The 17,458-nt window shown below is 46.9% G+C and carries 20 protein-coding genes; 16 read left to right on the forward strand and 4 right to left on the reverse strand.

Going from position 1 to position 17,458, the window contains the following annotated elements; all coding sequences use genetic code 11:
* The first annotated feature begins 3 nt into the window (after nucleotides 1–3).
* The 11 genes from rsfS to ACOSVP_RS10170 all read left to right on the forward strand — a co-directional run bounded on the left by rsfS (nucleotide 4) and on the right by ACOSVP_RS10170 (nucleotide 10,145).
* Nucleotides 4–357, forward strand: coding sequence for a ribosome silencing factor (gene rsfS / locus ACOSVP_RS10120; protein ID WP_055461353.1), 354 nt, complete (start codon nucleotides 4–6; stop codon nucleotides 355–357).
* Nucleotides 358–366: 9 nt separating this feature from the next.
* Nucleotides 367–834 carry a 23S rRNA (pseudouridine(1915)-N(3))-methyltransferase RlmH gene (rlmH, locus tag ACOSVP_RS10125; RefSeq protein WP_487347375.1) on the forward strand — a complete coding sequence of 156 codons (468 nt, stop codon included), beginning with the start codon at nucleotides 367–369 and terminating at the stop codon, nucleotides 832–834.
* 9 nt (nucleotides 835–843) lie between these two features.
* Nucleotides 844–2,721 (forward strand): penicillin-binding protein 2, encoded by a 1,878-nt coding sequence (gene mrdA, locus ACOSVP_RS10130; RefSeq protein ID WP_487347376.1) that lies wholly within the window; start codon nucleotides 844–846, stop codon nucleotides 2,719–2,721.
* Between the two features lie 2 nt (nucleotides 2,722–2,723).
* Entirely contained in the window at nucleotides 2,724–3,839 is a 1,116-nt protein-coding gene (rodA, locus tag ACOSVP_RS10135; protein ID WP_487347417.1) for a rod shape-determining protein RodA, read from the forward strand.
* Nucleotides 3,839–4,870, forward strand: coding sequence for a lytic murein transglycosylase B (mltB, locus tag ACOSVP_RS10140; RefSeq protein ID WP_487347377.1), 1,032 nt, complete (start codon nucleotides 3,839–3,841; stop codon nucleotides 4,868–4,870). The genes rodA and mltB overlap by 1 nt, the downstream gene beginning before the upstream one ends.
* Nucleotides 4,857–5,780 (forward strand): septal ring lytic transglycosylase RlpA family protein, encoded by a 924-nt coding sequence (locus ACOSVP_RS10145; RefSeq protein ID WP_487347378.1) that lies wholly within the window; start codon nucleotides 4,857–4,859, stop codon nucleotides 5,778–5,780. Before mltB ends, ACOSVP_RS10145 begins: the two co-directional genes overlap by 14 nt.
* Before the next feature lie 83 nt (nucleotides 5,781–5,863).
* Entirely contained in the window at nucleotides 5,864–7,012 is a 1,149-nt protein-coding gene (locus ACOSVP_RS10150; protein ID WP_487347379.1) for a D-alanyl-D-alanine carboxypeptidase family protein, read from the forward strand.
* Nucleotides 7,013–7,032: 20 nt separating this feature from the next.
* A complete protein-coding gene (locus ACOSVP_RS10155; RefSeq protein WP_487347380.1) occupies nucleotides 7,033–7,338 on the forward strand; it encodes a YbeD family protein in 306 nt (101 codons plus the stop codon).
* A gap of 3 nt (nucleotides 7,339–7,341) precedes the next feature.
* The gene (gene lipB, locus ACOSVP_RS10160) at nucleotides 7,342–7,980 is read left to right on the forward strand and encodes a lipoyl(octanoyl) transferase LipB (RefSeq protein WP_487347381.1); all 639 of its coding nucleotides are present in this window, start codon (nucleotides 7,342–7,344) and stop codon (nucleotides 7,978–7,980) included.
* Nucleotides 7,981–7,986: 6 nt separating this feature from the next.
* Entirely contained in the window at nucleotides 7,987–8,946 is a 960-nt protein-coding gene (gene lipA / locus ACOSVP_RS10165) for a lipoyl synthase (protein ID WP_487347382.1), read from the forward strand.
* Between the two features lie 320 nt (nucleotides 8,947–9,266).
* Entirely contained in the window at nucleotides 9,267–10,145 is an 879-nt protein-coding gene (locus ACOSVP_RS10170; protein ID WP_487347383.1) for a GNAT family N-acetyltransferase, read from the forward strand.
* A gap of 1 nt (nucleotide 10,146) precedes the next feature.
* Here the strand turns inward: ACOSVP_RS10170 and ACOSVP_RS10175 are convergent, their stop codons facing one another.
* Complete coding sequence (locus ACOSVP_RS10175; RefSeq protein ID WP_487347384.1) at nucleotides 10,147–10,821, reverse strand: hypothetical protein; 675 nt, start codon at nucleotides 10,819–10,821, stop codon at nucleotides 10,147–10,149.
* Between the two features lie 189 nt (nucleotides 10,822–11,010).
* Between ACOSVP_RS10175 and parC the strand changes: the two genes are divergently transcribed.
* The 3 genes from parC to bfr (ACOSVP_RS10190) all read left to right on the forward strand — a co-directional run bounded on the left by parC (nucleotide 11,011) and on the right by bfr (ACOSVP_RS10190) (nucleotide 14,323).
* Nucleotides 11,011–13,281, forward strand: coding sequence for a DNA topoisomerase IV subunit A (parC, locus tag ACOSVP_RS10180; RefSeq protein WP_487347385.1), 2,271 nt, complete (start codon nucleotides 11,011–11,013; stop codon nucleotides 13,279–13,281).
* A gap of 79 nt (nucleotides 13,282–13,360) precedes the next feature.
* Nucleotides 13,361–13,828, forward strand: coding sequence for a bacterioferritin (gene bfr / locus ACOSVP_RS10185; protein ID WP_487347386.1), 468 nt, complete (start codon nucleotides 13,361–13,363; stop codon nucleotides 13,826–13,828).
* Between the two features lie 12 nt (nucleotides 13,829–13,840).
* Nucleotides 13,841–14,323, forward strand: coding sequence for a bacterioferritin (gene bfr, locus ACOSVP_RS10190; protein ID WP_487347387.1), 483 nt, complete (start codon nucleotides 13,841–13,843; stop codon nucleotides 14,321–14,323).
* Here the strand turns inward: bfr (ACOSVP_RS10190) and ACOSVP_RS10195 are convergent.
* From ACOSVP_RS10195 to ACOSVP_RS10205, 3 genes are all read right to left on the reverse strand, one after another.
* Nucleotides 14,320–14,517: a (2Fe-2S)-binding protein gene (locus ACOSVP_RS10195; RefSeq protein WP_487347388.1), complete on the reverse strand. Its 198-nt coding sequence runs from the start codon at nucleotides 14,515–14,517 to the stop codon at nucleotides 14,320–14,322. The two genes, bfr (ACOSVP_RS10190) and ACOSVP_RS10195, sit on opposite strands and share 4 nt — an antisense overlap.
* 148 nt (nucleotides 14,518–14,665) lie before the next feature.
* Nucleotides 14,666–15,310: a DsbA family oxidoreductase gene (locus ACOSVP_RS10200; protein ID WP_487347389.1), complete on the reverse strand. Its 645-nt coding sequence runs from the start codon at nucleotides 15,308–15,310 to the stop codon at nucleotides 14,666–14,668.
* A 10-nt stretch (nucleotides 15,311–15,320) separates the two neighbouring features.
* Nucleotides 15,321–15,995, reverse strand: a complete 675-nt coding sequence (locus tag ACOSVP_RS10205; RefSeq protein WP_487347390.1) for a DNA-3-methyladenine glycosylase I — start codon at nucleotides 15,993–15,995, stop codon at nucleotides 15,321–15,323.
* Nucleotides 15,996–16,126: 131 nt separating this feature from the next.
* Between ACOSVP_RS10205 and ACOSVP_RS10210 the strand changes: the two genes are divergently transcribed.
* Nucleotides 16,127–16,852, forward strand: a complete 726-nt coding sequence (locus ACOSVP_RS10210; RefSeq protein WP_487347391.1) for a pyridoxine 5'-phosphate synthase — start codon at nucleotides 16,127–16,129, stop codon at nucleotides 16,850–16,852.
* Nucleotides 16,849–17,454: a tRNA-uridine aminocarboxypropyltransferase gene (locus ACOSVP_RS10215; protein ID WP_487347392.1), complete on the forward strand. Its 606-nt coding sequence runs from the start codon at nucleotides 16,849–16,851 to the stop codon at nucleotides 17,452–17,454. The genes ACOSVP_RS10210 and ACOSVP_RS10215 overlap by 4 nt, the downstream gene beginning before the upstream one ends.
* The last annotated feature ends 4 nt before the right edge of the window (nucleotides 17,455–17,458 follow it).

Consider the following 17,458-nt stretch of genomic DNA (forward strand, 5'->3'; position numbering starts at 1 on the left):
ACTATGAGCCAAACTCAATTATCTGCCGATCAAATTCTCGAAATTGCTGTCGAGTCACTAGAGGATATTAAAGGCGATAACATCACGGTACTTAACGTTAGCGAACTAACTGACATGATGGATTACATGGTCATCTGTACGGGTACGTCTAAGCGTCACGTGAACTCTCTGGGTCAAAACGTGGTTGAACACGCGAAAAGCAAAGGTCTTCAGCCACTAGGCAGTGAAGGTCGTGATATGGGCAGCGACTGGGTTCTTGTTGACCTATATGACGTGGTTGTTCATGTGATGACTGAAGAAGCTCGTTCATTCTACGACCTTGAAAAACTTTGGGATATCAAACCAGAGAAACGTTAAGGTTTAGACATGCGCGTTAGATTGATTGCAGTGGGTACGAAAATGCCAAAATGGGTGACGGAAGGCTACGAAGAGTACGCCAAACGTTTGCCCAAAGACTTCTCGTTAGAGCTGGTTGAACTTCAAATGTCACCTCGCGGTAAGAATACCGATATTGCCAAGGCCATCCAAAAGGAAGGTGATGCGATGTTGGCGGCGATTCCCGCAGGAGACAAGGTGATTGCCCTAGAAGTACTGGGTAAAACCTGGAGTACCGAGCAATTGGCTGAGCAAACTGCACAATGGCGCATGGATGGCCACAACATCTCCCTGTTAGTGGGTGGTCCAGATGGTTTAGATCCACGCTGTACTGCCCGCGCAGATCAAGCTTGGTCACTGTCCAAGCTTACCTTGCCTCATCCTATGGTACGCATTCTTTTGGCCGAGCAGATTTACCGTGCTTGGACCCTAATGAATAATCACCCATACCACCGCTAGGGTTCTGTTTTGGGCAAGCATCATCAGGTCTTTCGTAATTACCGTCAGGAACATGCCCTAACTAAGCGTAGGGTAATCGTTGCCGCCATTTTCGTGTTGTTGTTGGTGGGCGTATTGATGGCGCGTTTATTCTATCTGCAGGTGATGGAGTTTGAGCTCTATCAAACCAAGGCCAATGATAACCGCGTCATGCTGGTCACTGAACCGCCCCCAAGGGGACTGATTTATGACCGCAATGGTGTGGTGTTGGCGGATAACCGTCCCATACACAGTTTAACGGTGATTCCGGAACGTGCGGCGAAACTGCCTGAGCTGAAAGAGCTGCTCAATCCTTTGATCGACATTAGCGACGAGGAGTGGGCGGACTATGAAGATCGCCTAAAAGAATATCGTCGTCCGTATCAATCGCTTACCTTGAAAACGCAGCTCTCTGATGAGGAGTGGTCTCGTGTCTCGGTGGATTTGTACAAGCTTGACGGTGTGCAAGTTGAAGCTCAATTAACACGCTATTACCCCTATGGCGAAGCCTTCGCTCACGCGATTGGTTACGTGGGGCGCATTACCGCAAAAGATTTAGAGCGTGTTGACCGCTTGTCTTACCAAGGGGCGCTTTTTATCGGTAAAACGGGTGTTGAGGAATACTACGAATCCACCTTATTCGGTAAACCTGGTATTTCAAAAGTCGAAGTGAATGCCCGTGGCCGCATCATGTCTGAAATCGAACGCCAGAACCCGACGCCTGGACAAGATTTGCATCTGTATATGGATGCGCGGCTACAGCAGTACGCCTACGATTTGTTGGGCACTTATAAGGGCTCAGTAGTGGCCATTGATCCTAACAATGGTGGCGTACTGGCGATGGTGTCTAAGCCAGGCTTTGATCCCAACTTGTTCGTCCGCGGTATTTCCCTTGATCAGTATGCAGAGCTACGTGATGACAAGCGCCTGCCTTTGTTTAACCGCGCATTACGCGGCGGTTATCCACCTGCTTCTACCATTAAGCCTTTTATGGGCTTAGCGGGGCTTGAGTACGGTTTCTCTTCCTGGACTGAAAAATACTATGCCCGTGGCTTCTATCAAATTAATCCGAATGGACGTCGTTACCGAGACTGGAAGCGTGGCGGCCATGGCATGATTGATCTAGAACGCTCCATTATTGAATCGGTCGATACCTACTACTACCAGTTAGCTCATAAAATGGGCATTACGCCGATTCATACTTTCTTGTCAAAATTTGGCTATGGGCAAAACTCGATTTTGGACCTTAATGGCGCCAGCCCAGGTTTGCTGCCTTCTAATGAATGGAAAAAAGCCCGTTATAAAGAACCTTGGTACCCAGGAGACTCCGTCAACGTAGGGATCGGCCAAGGCTTTATGGTGGCGACACCGATTCAGATTGCCACGGCGAATGCGGCGATGGCGGCTCGTGGCCATATGTATTACCCGCGCATGGTGCAAACCATCAATGATCTGCCCGCTACCTTTGAGGATAATGAGGGTGTGGAGCATAAGATCACCTTAAAGGATCAGCGCAACTGGGAGCGCATGATCAATGCAATGAAAAAGGTCGTCACTGATGCCCATGGTACAGGGCGACGTTTACAGGGCACTGAGTATCAAATTGCCGGTAAAACGGGGACTGGGCAGGTATTCAGTTTGGCGGATGACCAAGAATACAATGCGGATAATCTAGATAAGCGTTTACATGACCATGCCTTGTTTATCGGCTTTGCGCCAGCAGATAAACCGAAAATTGCGGTGTTTGCCATCTTTGAAAACGGTGGTAGTAGTTCAAAGCCAGCCGATCTGACTAAGGCACTGTTTGATGCCTACCTGTATGACAATTATCCTGCTGAGTACGATTACTTTAAGGAGCAAGGTCGATGAATATGCCGATTTATGAGCGCATCATCGCTTTTACCAATGCCCGATTATGGCGCTTAACACACGTCGATGTGTTATTGCTGATGGCGCTGTTGCTCCTCATGGCGGGTGGGTTAACCATTCTATACTCAGCATCCGGCCAAGATATTGAAATGGTTGAGCGTCAGGTATTTCGTTTAGGTGTGGGTATGGTGGTGTGTTTGATACTCGCCCAATTGCCCCCCAAATACATGCGTCGTGCCTCGCCATTCTTATTTGCTGTAATTGTTGCCTTGCTGATTGGCGTATTGTTGTTCGGTGTGGGGGCGAAAGGTGCCCAGCGCTGGTTACAAATTCCGGGCGGTCCGCGTTTTCAGCCTTCGGAATTAATGAAAATTGTCATGCCGATGATGGTGGCTTGGTATTTTGCTAACCGCCCATTGCCACCGACATTAAAAGAAATTGTCACGGTATTAGTGATCGTCGCGGTGCCGTCATTGATGGTGGCGAAGCAACCGGATTTGGGTACGGCATTGTTGGTGGGTGTTTCGGGTATCTTTGCACTCTTCTTAGCGGGTATTGGCTGGCGTTATATCCTAGGCGCGGCAGCCATCGCACCGGCCGCAGCATATAGCTTGTGGCATGTGATGCACGACTATCAAAAGCAGCGGGTACTGACGTTCCTGAACCCTGAGAGTGACCCATTAGGGTCGGGTTGGAACATTATTCAATCCAAAACAGCCATTGGTTCAGGTGGCCTCTATGGTAAGGGGTTTCTTGAAGGGACCCAAGCACAACTGGACTTCCTACCTGAAAGTCATACCGACTTTATCATCGCCGTATTGGCAGAAGAGTTTGGCATGTTGGGCTGTGGCTTGTTGATGTGTGCGTATCTACTGGTTATCGCCCGAGGCTTATACATCGCGGCGAATGCGGAAGATAACTATGCACGTTTATTGGCCGGAAGTATTACTTTAACCTTCTTTGTGTACATGTTTGTAAATATTGGCATGGTCTCTGGGATCTTGCCGGTTGTCGGTGTACCGTTACCTCTTGTGAGCTATGGTGGCACCTCAATCATCACCATCATGGCGACATTCGGGATCTTAATGTCGATTCAAACTCATAAAAGGGCAAGGTAATGTTTCCAAGAATTTTAGCCATAGGTTTGGCGTTAGGGTTGTATGGATGTTCTAGCGTTGGTGATCAAGTAGAAGCCAAGCCGACGGTCACAAAAGCAGTTAAAGCGGTGCCCTATATTGAGCTTCCAGAAGTGCGTCAGTTCATCGATGAGATGGAATCTAAACACCGCTACGATCGTACACTGCTCACGCAAATGTTTTCCAATACCTACAAGCGTGAGCAGGTGATTACTAAATCTGATAATCAACCTGAAGTATTAGTGCCATATCACAAATATCGCGCGAACTTTATTGACCCTGTGCGTGTCAAACAAGGGGTTGCGTTTGCCAAACGTAATAAACAGTGGTTGGACAGAGCAGAAAAAGACTACGGCGTTGATTGGCAGGTTATTGTGGCGCTCATCGGTGTAGAAACCGCTTATGGTAAGGTCACCGGTAATCGCGACGTGTTTACGTCTTTAACCACCTTGTCGTTTGACTACCCACGTCGTGGCAGTTACTTCAAAAGTGAATTGGAAGCGTATCTGCTGTTAGCTCGTAATCAAGGTTGGCAAGTTGGCGAAACCAAAGGGTCGTACAGTGGTGCGCTAGGCATGGTGCAGTTCATGCCGAGTAACTATATCAAGTTGGCAGTCGATTATGACCAAAGTGGACGTATTGATCTTTGGAAGTCCGAAGCGGATGCCATTGGTAGCATTGCCAACTACTTACGTCATCATGGTTGGCAGTATAAACAGACTGCTGCGGTAACGGCACGAGTCGATCAACCTGAGGCGGTAAAAGAGTTAGTCAACAAAGGCCGTGCCCCGTTACATACTATGAATGAATGGGGTGACAAGGGCGTTTGGGCAACGACAAATTACAATGCCGGCAAAGCGGGTCTGATAGGGCTGCGTGAGAGTGAAACGGAAGTGGATTATTGGTTAGCCTATGATAACTTCTTCACCATCATGGATTACAACCCAAGTCGCCGCTATGCTATGTCCGTTTTAGAATTAGCAAATAGGATTGCACAGCATGAAGGTGACTAAGTGGCTGGGAGTAATTGCAGTCGTCGGTTTGACGGGCTGTGCCAGCACTGATCATACAAATTCGATCGACTATGACAAAGCATCGGGTGGTGGGCGTTACAGCATTTTGCAGGATCATGCGCCAAGCGGTGACATAAAGGTAGATCATCTACCTGACTTGATTCCGAGATACGAGCCGAAGAGTCGTGGCGGCAATAAGTCTCCCTATGAAGTTTGGGGCAAGGAGTACTACGTAATGGATTCGGCTGAGGGGTATGCTGCAGAAGGCACGGCCTCTTGGTATGGTCAGAAGTTTCATGGTCACAGAACTTCAAATGGGGAAACTTATGACATGTATACGTTTTCAGCAGCCCATAAGTCTCTGCCGTTGCCTACTTTTTTGAAGGTAACCAACCTTGATAACCAGCGCTCAGTGATTGTCCGAGTTAACGATCGTGGTCCGTTTCACGGTGATCGTCTGATTGACTTATCTTATGCCGCGGCCGCGCGACTGGGCTACCACAAAAAGGGTTTAGCACGGGTACGGGTGGAGGCGATTACGCCCAAGCCAGGAGAGCGTTATCAGGCTTCCAATGCGACTAAAACCACCCCCATAAAACCAGTCGTAATACCGACTCCAGCGCCAGTTGTAGCAGTCAAACCTATTGCAGTATCGGCACCCGAAAATGACTTATTGTTTAGTCATTTGCAATTAGGGGCTTTTTCAAAACAAGAATCGGCCAGTAGCTTGCAGAAAAGATTATTTGAAAACTTTGACACATCGATCAACATCGAAGTAGTGCATGCTCCGGATGGACTCTATAAAGTAGTGGTTGGTCCTTATGAAAACGATCAAATGCTACAAACTTGGCAACAGAAATTGGAACAAGCGGGCTTTGGCAAAAGTGTAAAAGTCGCGTTAGCTCCCTAGAGTAAACTTTAACTAGGCTAGAGATTCGAAGCTCCCTTTAGTATCATGCAGGCCTCACGGATTTGACTAAGACGTTTAAAACTATGAAACGACTGTTATCACTTTTTATTTTTACTATTTCTTTAATGACTTCCTTGGTGCACGCCGCACCTTCATTGATTCCAGCACCACCGCAACTTTCAGCCAGCAGCTATGTGCTATTGGATGCGTACACCGGTGATGTATTGGTTGAACATAATAGTCGTGAGGAATTACCTCCAGCGAGTTTGACTAAGCTGATGACGGCTTACATCACGGAGTTTGAGTTGGCGAAAGGCAACATCAGACTGGATGATAAAGTAACCATCAGTGAGAAAGCTTGGCGTATGGAAGGTTCACGAATGTTTATTCGTGAAGGCACACAAGTTGATCTAGAAGATCTGATGCGCGGTATTATTATCCAATCAGGTAACGATGCTAGTGTCGCTGTGGCGGAACACATCGCCGGTGGCGAATCGGCATTTGCTGATCTAATGAACCAACACGCCAAGCTGCTAGGCATGAATAACTCGCACTTTATGAACTCAACGGGTTTCCCAGCGGAAGATCACTATTCAAGTGCGTATGACCTGGCTTTGTTGGCTCGTGCGACCATTATTCATTTCCCAGAAAACTACAAAATGTATTCTGAGAAATACTTTACTTACAACGATATCCGTCAGCCAAACCGTAATAAGCTATTGTGGCGCGATGACACCGTTGATGGCCTAAAAACAGGCCACACGGAAGCAGCAGGCTACTGTCTAGCAGCGTCTGCGGTACGCAACGGCACACGTTTGATCGCTGTGGTAATGGGTACAAGCTCAGATGAAGCCCGTGCTTCTGAAACGCAGAAACTGTTAAACCACGGTTTCCGTTACTACGAAACACGTAAGCTTTACAGCGCTGGACAGGTGCTGAGCACTGCCCAAGTTTGGGGCGGTGAAGCTGATAGTGTCAAAGTCGGCTTTGCGGAAGACGTGTTGGTCACTATGCCGCGTCAAAACGCAGATTCAATTCCAGCTTCTCTAGAGTTGAAATCTGAAATTGAAGCCCCAATCAATGCGGGCGATGTGCTAGGTAAGATTATTGTTGGTACGCCTGACAATATCCTACTAGAGCGTGATGTGGTGGCACTTGAGCCAGTTGCCGAAGGCGGTTTCTTTAAGCGCCTATTCGACAAAGTTAAATTGTTCTTTATGAACTTGTTTTAAAAGACGGTAATTCAAGAAATATGACTTTAATTAATAAACAAGGTGTTGTTGCCAAGGATGCGCCTGATGCCCCTAAAATCGAGTTTCCTTGCGCCAACTACCTGATTAAAGTTGTGGCGATGGATGCTGATGATACCCACATTCGCGTAGTTGAGTGCGTGCTTAAGCACGCACCTGACTTCGATGAATCCTTGATCAGTAAAAATGTGTCTTCTAAAGGACGCTTTGTTAGCTTTAGCTTCCGCATCAATGCTGAAAGTGAAGACCAATTGGCTCGCTTGCACAAAGACCTAATGGTGGTTGAAGCGGTTAAAATGGTTATGTAACCGATGCCAGAAACTATCCTGTGCCGCGATCTTGGCGTGGTGCCTTATGAATCCACTTGGGAGAAGATGAAAGACTTCACTCAAGTGAGAACCAAAGACGATCCTGATCAAATTTGGCTGCTAGAACACCCACCTGTATTCACGCAGGGACAAGCTGGTAAAGAAGAGCATTTGTTGGACGCGGGGGATATCCCCGTGGTTCAAGCCGACCGCGGTGGTCAAGTGACTTATCACGGTCCAGGGCAATTGATTGCTTACATCATGATTGACCTTAAACGTCTGGGCATCGGTGTACGTGATCTGGTAACACTTATCGAAAACTCAATCGTCGATGTTTGTAAAGAGCACGGCATTGAGTCTTACCCCAAGCCGGATGCACCGGGCGTTTACGTGAATGGTATGAAGATTTCCTCTTTAGGGTTGAGAGTACGAAGAGGCTGCTCGTTCCATGGCGTGGCATTAAATGTTGATATGGATTTGTCCCCATTTTTGCGCATTAATCCGTGTGGCTATCAAGGTCTACAGATGATTGATATGAAGCGCTTGCAGCCTGAAACCAAGATGGCGCAAGTTAAAGTTCAGCTGGCAAACGTATTGGCTGAACGTCTCGGATACTCTCATCCGATTATCCAACAAGGGTGAATAAGAATGACTACTCAGCAAAAGCGAGTTGTACAGGGTGAAAAACTTCGTGGTGCCGACAAGATGGCACGTATTCCTGTCAAGGTTATCCCAACGGAAGAAATTCCACGTAAACCGGATTGGTTGCGTGTGCGCATGCCTGCATCGCCAGAGATCGCTCGTATCAAGAGTACTTTGCGTGAGCATAAACTGGCTTCCGTTTGTGAAGAAGCGAACTGTCCGAACCTAGGCGAGTGTTTCTCTAACGGTACAGCGACCTTTATGATCATGGGTGATATTTGTACCCGTCGTTGTCCGTTCTGTGATGTGGCTCACGGTCGACCAAACGCGTTAAGTGAAGATGAGCCAAAAGAGCTAGCGGTTGCTATTCGCGACATGCGTTTGAAATACGTAGTGATCACCTCGGTTGACCGTGATGACCTTCGTGACGGTGGTGCTCAGCATTTTGTTGATTGTATCCGCGAAACACGTGCGCAAAGCCCGAACATTGAAATCGAAACTCTAGTGCCAGACTTCCGTGGTCGTATGGATGTGGCGTTAGACATTCTTGAAGTGGCACCACCAGATGTATTCAACCACAATCTAGAGTCGATTCCGCGTTTGTACCGCCAGGTTCGTCCAGGTTCTGATTACCAGTGGTCGTTAGACCTATTGAAGAAATTTAAAGAGCGTTGCCCAGACGTACCGACTAAATCTGGTTTGATGGTGGGTATGGGTGAAACTTTTGAAGAGATCGTTGAAGTAATGAAAGACCTACGTGCCCATAACGTAGATATGTTGACTATCGGTCAATACTTGCAGCCTTCGAAACATCACTTCCCGATGGATCGCTTTGTGCATCCAGAAGAGTTTGAGCGCTACGAACAAGTGGCAAAAGAACTTGGCTTCAAACATGCTGCCTGTGGTCCGCTAGTACGTTCTTCGTACCATGCCGACAAGCAAGCGCACGGTGAGCGAGTGTCGTAAGTCAGGCTATCTGGACTTAATAAAAGCGAGGTTGTGTCAAACACCTCGCTTTTTTTGTATCTTATTGAAATGAAGGCATAAAAAAGCCCGCCTTGATTGTTTAGGCGGGCTGAAAAGCTATCCGTATTTGGCGCTAAGGGGAGTAAGCGCCGAATGCATGATTGAGCTAACCTGAATCCGAGGCTGTAACAAACATACTGTACTAGGTGTCAGCCTGAGCTGAGACTTAGCTCACTATCCTTATTCTCAGCTTGTTTTAGTATAGTCAAGCTTGGTGAGTCTGGGTTTATTATTTATAAAGTGTTTAAGGGAATGGCTAGATGGGCAATGAATTTGCGACCCCATATTACGCGGTCTGTATTGATACATCGGTTCTACGTGACGATGTTATGTATCGTGTAATGACTGAGAAAGTTATTGAGCTGGCGGCAGAGCAAGATGGCTTTCTGTATTACGAATGGGTGGCGGAAGAAGCCTCTAGATTGGCATTTTACTGGCGTGAAAAATCTCAGGCAGAAGCATGGATGCATCACACCATGATGAACCGAACCCTGTCGATTGGTAGTCAATTCTGGTTTGATCGTTACAGTTTAAAATTGATGGAAGTGCATAAGGAGAAGGTGGTTTTGAATCCTCAAGGTTGGCGCGATAACGCTCGCTTTCCCATGATTAAAACACCAAGGGGAGTGCTGAAACTATTAGATCACGATGATGTTGGGTTGCTTAAAACCTATGTGAATGAGCAGCGCGAGCATTTGGCGGTTTGGGAACCCCTGCGTACTGAAGACTTTTACAGCGAAGATACCTGTCGACTGCGTATCAAAGAGATGCGTCGAGACTTCATTGAAGATCGCGGTTGTGTGCTGTGTTTGCTCGATCCAAAACAGGAACGCATGCTGGCCTACAGCAACTATTCGCAGTTTGCCCGCGGCGTGTCTCAATCTTGTGTATTAGGCTATAGCTTGGCGCAAGATCTTCAGGGACAAGGCTATATGCAGGAATGCCTCAAAGCAGGGATTGAATACATTTCCAAAGAGCTGAATATCGATCGTATTCAGGCCTGTTATATGCCGCGTAATCAAAAGAGCGCTGCTGTATTGGCAAGGTTAAAGTTCGAGAAAGAAGGCATGGCGCGCAACTATCTTAAGATCAATGGTCAGTGGGAAGACCATGTCCTCACGGCACTGACCCTGCGCTAATTTAAGAATGATGGGCCTTTAACTTTAGTATGCGGCTGTGTTTCGGGTAGGGCGACACCACACTCAAATAGGTGATGGGTTTATTGGCTGTGTTAACCAGGCTGCGAGAGCGGCCTTGTGTGACTACCAAGCCGCTTTCACCGATGGCTGCTAACTCGCTTTCTTCAAAGGCGATGCACAACGAGTGATCATGATTTAGCGGCAGAATAAACTCTTCCGACTCTTTCACATAGTAAGTAGGTTCATGGTATTGCGCTGGTAACATGACCCATTCAATCTTGGCAAAATCTTTGTTATCGACCCGCCAGTGGGTCACGCCGCTGGAACATTCATGTTTGTGCTCGGTACCACTAGCGAAACGCTCAAAGCGATCTTGTTGACGAATACTCTGCCCCATAAACACCACGACAAAGACATGGGCGATAGGAGACACTGCCACACAGCGAATCGCCTGATTGTGGCTGAGCCATACGGCTTGGTTGGCCTTTAAACTAGTTTCTTCGTGCGGGGATTCGAGAAATACCTGTCCTTCCGTGACGGTGAGTAGACTGTCAAAAGGAAAACAAAAGTTGTGATTGGCATGCTCATTCATCGCGAGCTGCACCTCATAGACGCGCAAAATATCCGAGTGATGTACGATTTTTTGCCAGCTGTCTTTACCAAGCGTTGCTTTCATTGACGTGTCCTGTCTTAACACTGATACCAATCAGTGTATATCGGAAAGAAAAAAACGACTAATCTGTATTTCATCTCGCACAACGGTTGCAGGCTAAAAGGTGCCTGATTATAGTAGGTGGCAATATTTAAGTTATCGAAATGTTTAGGCTTTTTCGCCTACTTCCCCGTTTAAGAAAGGACCACGCTTTTGAGTGACATGACAAACTTTGAAGCCAATGAAACGCTTTCGCTAAAAGATTATACCGAGAAAGCTTATCTAAATTACTCCATGTACGTCATTCTGGATCGAGCGTTACCGCATATCGGCGATGGATTGAAACCTGTACAACGACGTATTGTCTACGCCATGAGTGAGCTGGGCTTAAAAGCCACCGCTAAGTATAAAAAGTCGGCACGTACGGTCGGGGATGTGTTGGGTAAATTCCACCCACACGGTGACAGTGCCTGTTATGAAGCCATGGTCTTAATGGCGCAGCCATTCTCTTACCGTTACCCATTAGTCGATGGTCAAGGTAACTGGGGCGCACCAGACGATCCGAAGTCCTTCGCAGCGATGCGTTATACCGAATCGCGCCTATCAAAATATGCCGATGTTCTGTTAAAGGAAGTTAATCAAGGCACGGTTGATTGGGTGCCAAACTTTGACGGTACTCTAGATGAACCTTCTGTATTACCGGCGCGCTTACCGAACTTATTATTAAACGGCACCACAGGCATCGCTGTGGGGATGGCGACGGACATTCCGCCCCATAACCTGCGTGAAGTGGGGCAAGCCTGTATCCATATGCTGAAGCATCCTAAAGCGGAGCTGGATGATCTTTTAGAATATGTGCAAGGCCCTGATTTTCCAACCGGTGGTGAAATCATTACCCCACGCAGTGACATTCGTAGGCTTTACGAAACCGGTAAAGGCCAAGTAAAAGCCCGTGCGCGCTATCAGGTCGAAGAAGGTGAAATCGTTGTTTACGAATTGCCGCATCAGGTGTCGGGCAGCAAGATCCTAGAGCAAATCGCGGCACAAATGCAGGCGAAGAAACTGCCAATGGTGGTGGATTTGCGCGATGAGTCAGACCACGAGAACCCAACGCGTTTAGTGATCGTACCGAAATCCAACCGTGTTGATGTGGAAGGTGTGATGACGCACTTGTTTGCCACCACGGATCTAGAAAAGTCTTACCGCGTTAATATGAACGTGATCGGCTTGGACGGTTTGCCACAAGTGAAACCGCTAACCACCTTTATCAGCGAATGGTTACGTTTCCGCATTGGAGTGGTGCGCAAGCGTATTCAGTACCGCTTGGACAAGGTGTTAAACCGCCTGCATATCCTAGAAGGCTTATTGATCGCGTTTCTGAATATCGATGAAGTGATCGAAATTATCCGTAACGAGGACAAGCCTAAGCCGGTGTTAATGGAGCGTTTTAGCCTGACGGACACCCAAGCGGAAGCTATTCTTGAGCTGAAATTGCGCCACTTGGCCAAGCTTGAAGAAATGCGCATTCGTGCTGAGCAAGACGAGCTAGAGAAAGAACGTCAGCAGCTGGAAGCTTACCTAGCGTCCGATGCGAAATTGAAAAAATTGATTATTGGTGAAATCGAAGAAGCGATTAACGACTTTGGTGATGATCGCCGCACACCAATCATTGAGCGAAAAGAAGCGCAAGCGTTTAGTGAAGAAGATCTGTTATCGAATGATCCGATTACGGTGGTGCTATCGAAACAAGGTTGGATTCGTGCTGCGAAAGGCCACGATATTGATGAGCGCGGTTTGAGTTATAAGTCAGGTGACGAGTTCTTATTGTCGACCAAAGGGCGCTCTAACCAAACCCTAGTATTGTTTGCATCCAATGGCCGTACTTATTCCGTAAAAGCGCACACCTTGCCGTCTGCTCGTGGCCAAGGTGAACCCATTACTGGGCGTATCAGTTTAGAAAAGGGTACCCATATTGTTGCGGCGGCATTGGATAATGATGACGCCTACTACTTGGTAGGCTCCGATGCTGGCTACGGTTTTGTGTCGAAATTGGGCGACCTGCATGCGAAGAACAAAGCCGGTAAAGCGACGTTGAGCTTGCCAGCCAATGCTGAAGTATTACCGCCAGTGAAAATTGCTGACCCAGAAACGGCGCGTGCTATTGTTGTGTCAAATGAAGGGCGTATGCTGGCCTTTAATGTGGCTTCTTTGCCACAGATGGCGAAAGGTAAGGGCAATAAGATGCTCAGCATCTCGGCCGCACGAGCTAAAGATCGTGAGGAATGGGTGTGTGCCATGGCCTCAGTACAGCCAGAGGATCTGCTACTGGCGCACAGCGGTAAGCGATTTACCTCGTTTACTGAGAAAGAGCTGAATGACTACATTGGTGAACGTGGTCGCCGTGGTCTGAAATTGCCACGCGGTTTCCAGCGTATTGACCAGCTTGAAGTAAAAGTGGGCGAAGGGAAGGCAAGCGAGTCGTAAGCTTTACTAAGCGCAACTCGCATAGAAATATTTTCATGCTACGTTATAAGTAGCTATTACAAAAAAGAGGAATACCCCAATGAAAGGTAGTCAAAAAGTCATTGATAGCATGAACGCGCTATTGGAAAACGAACTAGCAGCCATCGATCAATACTTTATTCACTCTCGTATGTATGAAGACATGGGTTTGAGTAAGTTGTACGAGCGCTTAAACCATGAAATGGACGAAGAAAAAGATCATTGTGATTGGTTGATCAAGCGTATTTTGTTCCTAGAAGGCACGCCATGTCTAACGAAGCGCCGTGATATTCTGGTGGGCACAGACGTTCGTTCGATCATGCAAAATGATCTAACCCTAGAGCTTGAAGTCGTGGAAGCGGTACGCGATGTGATCGCTACTTGTGAGCAAGAAGGTGACTACCAAACTCGTGAGATGCTTGAGAAACTGCTGTTTGATACCGAAGAAGATCACGTTTACTGGTTGGAAAAGCAGCTACGTCTGATGGATACCATCGGTGAGCAAAACTACATTCAATCACAAATGTAAGCAGGAGTTATCATGAAAGGTGATCGTGACGTTATTGCTAGTCTGAATAAGGTACTAGCAAATGAATTGGTAGGTATTAACCAGTACTTCTTGCATGCGCGTATGTTCAAAGACCAAGGCTTTGATTTACTGGATAAAGCGGACTACAAAACCTCTATCCAAAAGATGAAAAATGCCGATCGTTTGATCGAGCGTATTTTGTTTCTAGAAGGTTTGCCAAACCTACAAGATCTAGGTCGTCTGCGTATCGGCGAAGATGCTCAAGAGATGATCGATTCAAATCTAGTGTTTGAAATGGCGACCTTGCCTGATTTACAAGCGGGCATCAAAATTTGTGAGGCGAAGAAAGATTTTATCAGTCGTGATGTGTTGGAGAAGATCCAAGACGAGCAAGAAGAGCAGATTGATTGGCTGGAAACGCAACAGAGTTTGATTCAGACTGCAGGTCTTCAGAACTACCTACAGTCACAAATGGGCGAGTCGTCGATCGACTAAGCCACTTGAACGAGGAGTTCGTCCGCTAGTTTGATTAGCTCCTCGTTTAGAATTCCCTTCACATCTTTACAGCATTTGCCGCACTGGTTACCCAAATTATGCTCGCGGTAAAGGTCACGCATGGTGGTGGCACCATTGGCGATGGATTTTTTAATCGCTTTATCTGATACAGCACTACAAAGACAAACGTACATAAAATGAAAATCACTCTCAATTCGATTTGATATCGATTTTATGTGGAGTGATAATGGTTATCAACAAAATATTATTTATTTAAGTGTTGTCTTTAATAGATTTTCTCTAATAAATAAGTGTTTGCTAAAGTAGAATAAAAATGGCGCTTTAAGCGCCATCTTCTTTGGTGATATCGGTAAGGATTTCGGCGAAGGTTTCTGGTGGGTGAGCACCTTGAACCAAAAACTTCTCATTGATGATGTAGGTAGGCACGGATTGAATCTGAAGCTTGGCTAAACGCTCCATTTTCTCTTCTACCAGCAGCTCGGCTTCACGTGATAGAGCGTCTTCAATGTCTTCTTCTTGCAAACCGACTTCTTTGGCAATACGCACCAGAATGTCTTGATCACCGATGTTTTCGCCTTTAGTAAAGTAAGCATAAAACAGCGCCATCATCATAGGTGTAGCAAGGTTCATACGGCTCGCTTGAGCAATAAACTGATGCGCCAGTTTGGTATTCGGGATTACATCTTTATCAGAAAAGTTAAACTCAAGCCCCGCTTCAATACCGACGTTTTGTAGCGCATGGGTTACTTCATTCAGCTTCTCTTGGCTGCCAAATTTCTGGCCCAGGTACTGGGAACGAGAAACGCCTGCCTTAGCGACCTCAGGGTGTAATTCAAAAGGCAGCCAGTGGATATCAAAGCGGAAATCGTCGCCCAAATGCTCCATAGCAGCTTTTAAACGTGTGTAGCCCAAGTAACACCAAGGGCATACTGGGTCTGCAACGATATCGATGGTTAAATCGGCCATAATGTCTCCGTTAATTAACGCTGTAGGCGATGCACTGACTGATTTGACAGTAGGGCAAGCCAGATTGTTCGTGCCAATGATTAAAGGCGAGTTGGGCAGCTTTTAGTGCGGCTTGCGTATCGCGCCCAGTGCTGATAATGCCCTGATGGCGCAAGTAACCTTCCACGTCTTTGCTGAGTAAAAAAGTATCTTTGCCCATAATACGTAAGGTATAGGCACCAGTGTTGCCGCCTAAGCGGGCGCCATGCTTTTTCAAGTATTGCCAAAGCTCGATAATGTTATCGCTTGGGAACTGGGCGACGAAGTTAGCAAAGCTACCGTGCTTGGCTTGCACTTCTGCCATCATAATGGCGTTATCGCGAATGGTCATGACTTTGCCAAGGTGGCGAATAATGCTTGGGTCCTTGGCTTTCTCTTCCCACATTTCATCGTGGATCAAGAGCATCTTTTCCACATCAAAACCAAAGAAGGCGGTTTCAAAATTGGGCCATTTGTTGCGTACCACCTGCCAAGTCATACCGGACTGAAACACTTTTTGGGTGAATGCCGCGAGCCAGCGATCATCGCCAATGCTCGAGAGCTCTTGCGTCGTTTTTGGGGTAGCTAAACTGGCTTTAAGCAGTGACTCGCTATGAAAGCGCGTGACCGCTCGTTGATAAATATGGTCAAAAGGTTCGTAGGTCACAATAAGCTCCTTAACTAGGTCGCAATTGTAACATAGCTCGAGCTATGCGGTTGATCCGTCAAATTTAATTCTTAAAGTTCTAGGGGGCTATCGCGTATACTTTGAGGGTAAATTTACTGATAGGAAGTACCATGACCCACCTAAGTGTAAACCTAAACAAGATCGGCCTGTTACGTAACTCTCGTGGCCGTGATTACCCAAATATGTTGACCATGGCACAACGTACCCTAGAGCTTGGTGCGTTTGGTATTACAATTCACCCACGTCCAGATCAACGTCATGCTACTTACCGCGATGCCTACGATTTAAAAGAATTGTTAAAGCAATATCCAGGTCGTGAGCTGAACATCGAAGGCTTTCCAGATGCAAAATTTCTTGAAGTAGTGCTCGAAGTTGAACCAGATCAATGTACCTTGGTACCAGACGATCCAAACCAGCTGACGTCTGACCATGGTTGGAATATTGGCCGTGATCAAGATGCATTACGCCCAGTCATTGCTAAACTTCAGGAGAAGGGCATCCGCGTGGTGCTGTTTATGGATCCTGTGGCGGAGAATATGGCGTTAGCGAAAAACATCGGTGCGGATCGTGTTGAGCTGTACACTGAGGCTTATGCCAATGCCTACCATACGGAACAACGTGATCAAGTAAATGCTACTTATCAAGAAGCCGCGCAAGCTGCCCTTGATGCCGGTTTAGGAGCGAACGCTGGACATGATCTAGACCTTGATAACGTGGGTTTACTGTGTGGTGAAAAGCGTATCACTGAAGTGTCGATCGGCCATGCTTTGACTATAGAAGCGCTAGAATTTGGCTGGGACAATGTGGTGAAGAAATACTTGGAGCAGTTGGCTTGAGCCAACTGCTTATAAAACGATCACTGTGTACACACTGCCGTTATCCACTTGGGCAGTGTGTCTGTCATCTGATTAAAGAAGTATCAGGTGAGGTGACGGTTTGGGTGATCCAAGATAAGCAGGAAGCGAAGCACGCTAAGAATAGCGCGCGTTTATTTGCTTTATGCTATGACAACACTCGTATTGTGTGCTTTGCCGATGCAGTGCAAATGTCCGCATTTTTTGCGGAGCTGGATCCTGCAAGTACTTTATTGCTGTATCCCAGTGCAGAGGCTGTTGCCTTAGAGGCACTGACGCCACCGGAGCGAACCGTAATTAAACATCTGGTGTTGTTGGATGGCACTTGGCCCAAGGCAAAGAAAATGTTGCTCGTCGATGAGCGCTTAACGCAATTTGAGCAGGGCAAGTTTGCCAATGCACCCAGTTCGCAATACGAAATACGTAAATCCCCCAACGGCGAGGCATTATCGACCCTCGAAGCGGCCGTGTATGCCTTAGAATGTTTGGGTAATTTACAAATTTCTAACATTAGACACTTTTTTAGTAACGCAATCGCACTACAATGGTCTAAGCAACCAGAAGAGCACAAACATCGCTCTTAATTGA

Source organism: Marinomonas sp. HM11-D, from assembly GCF_057626615.1.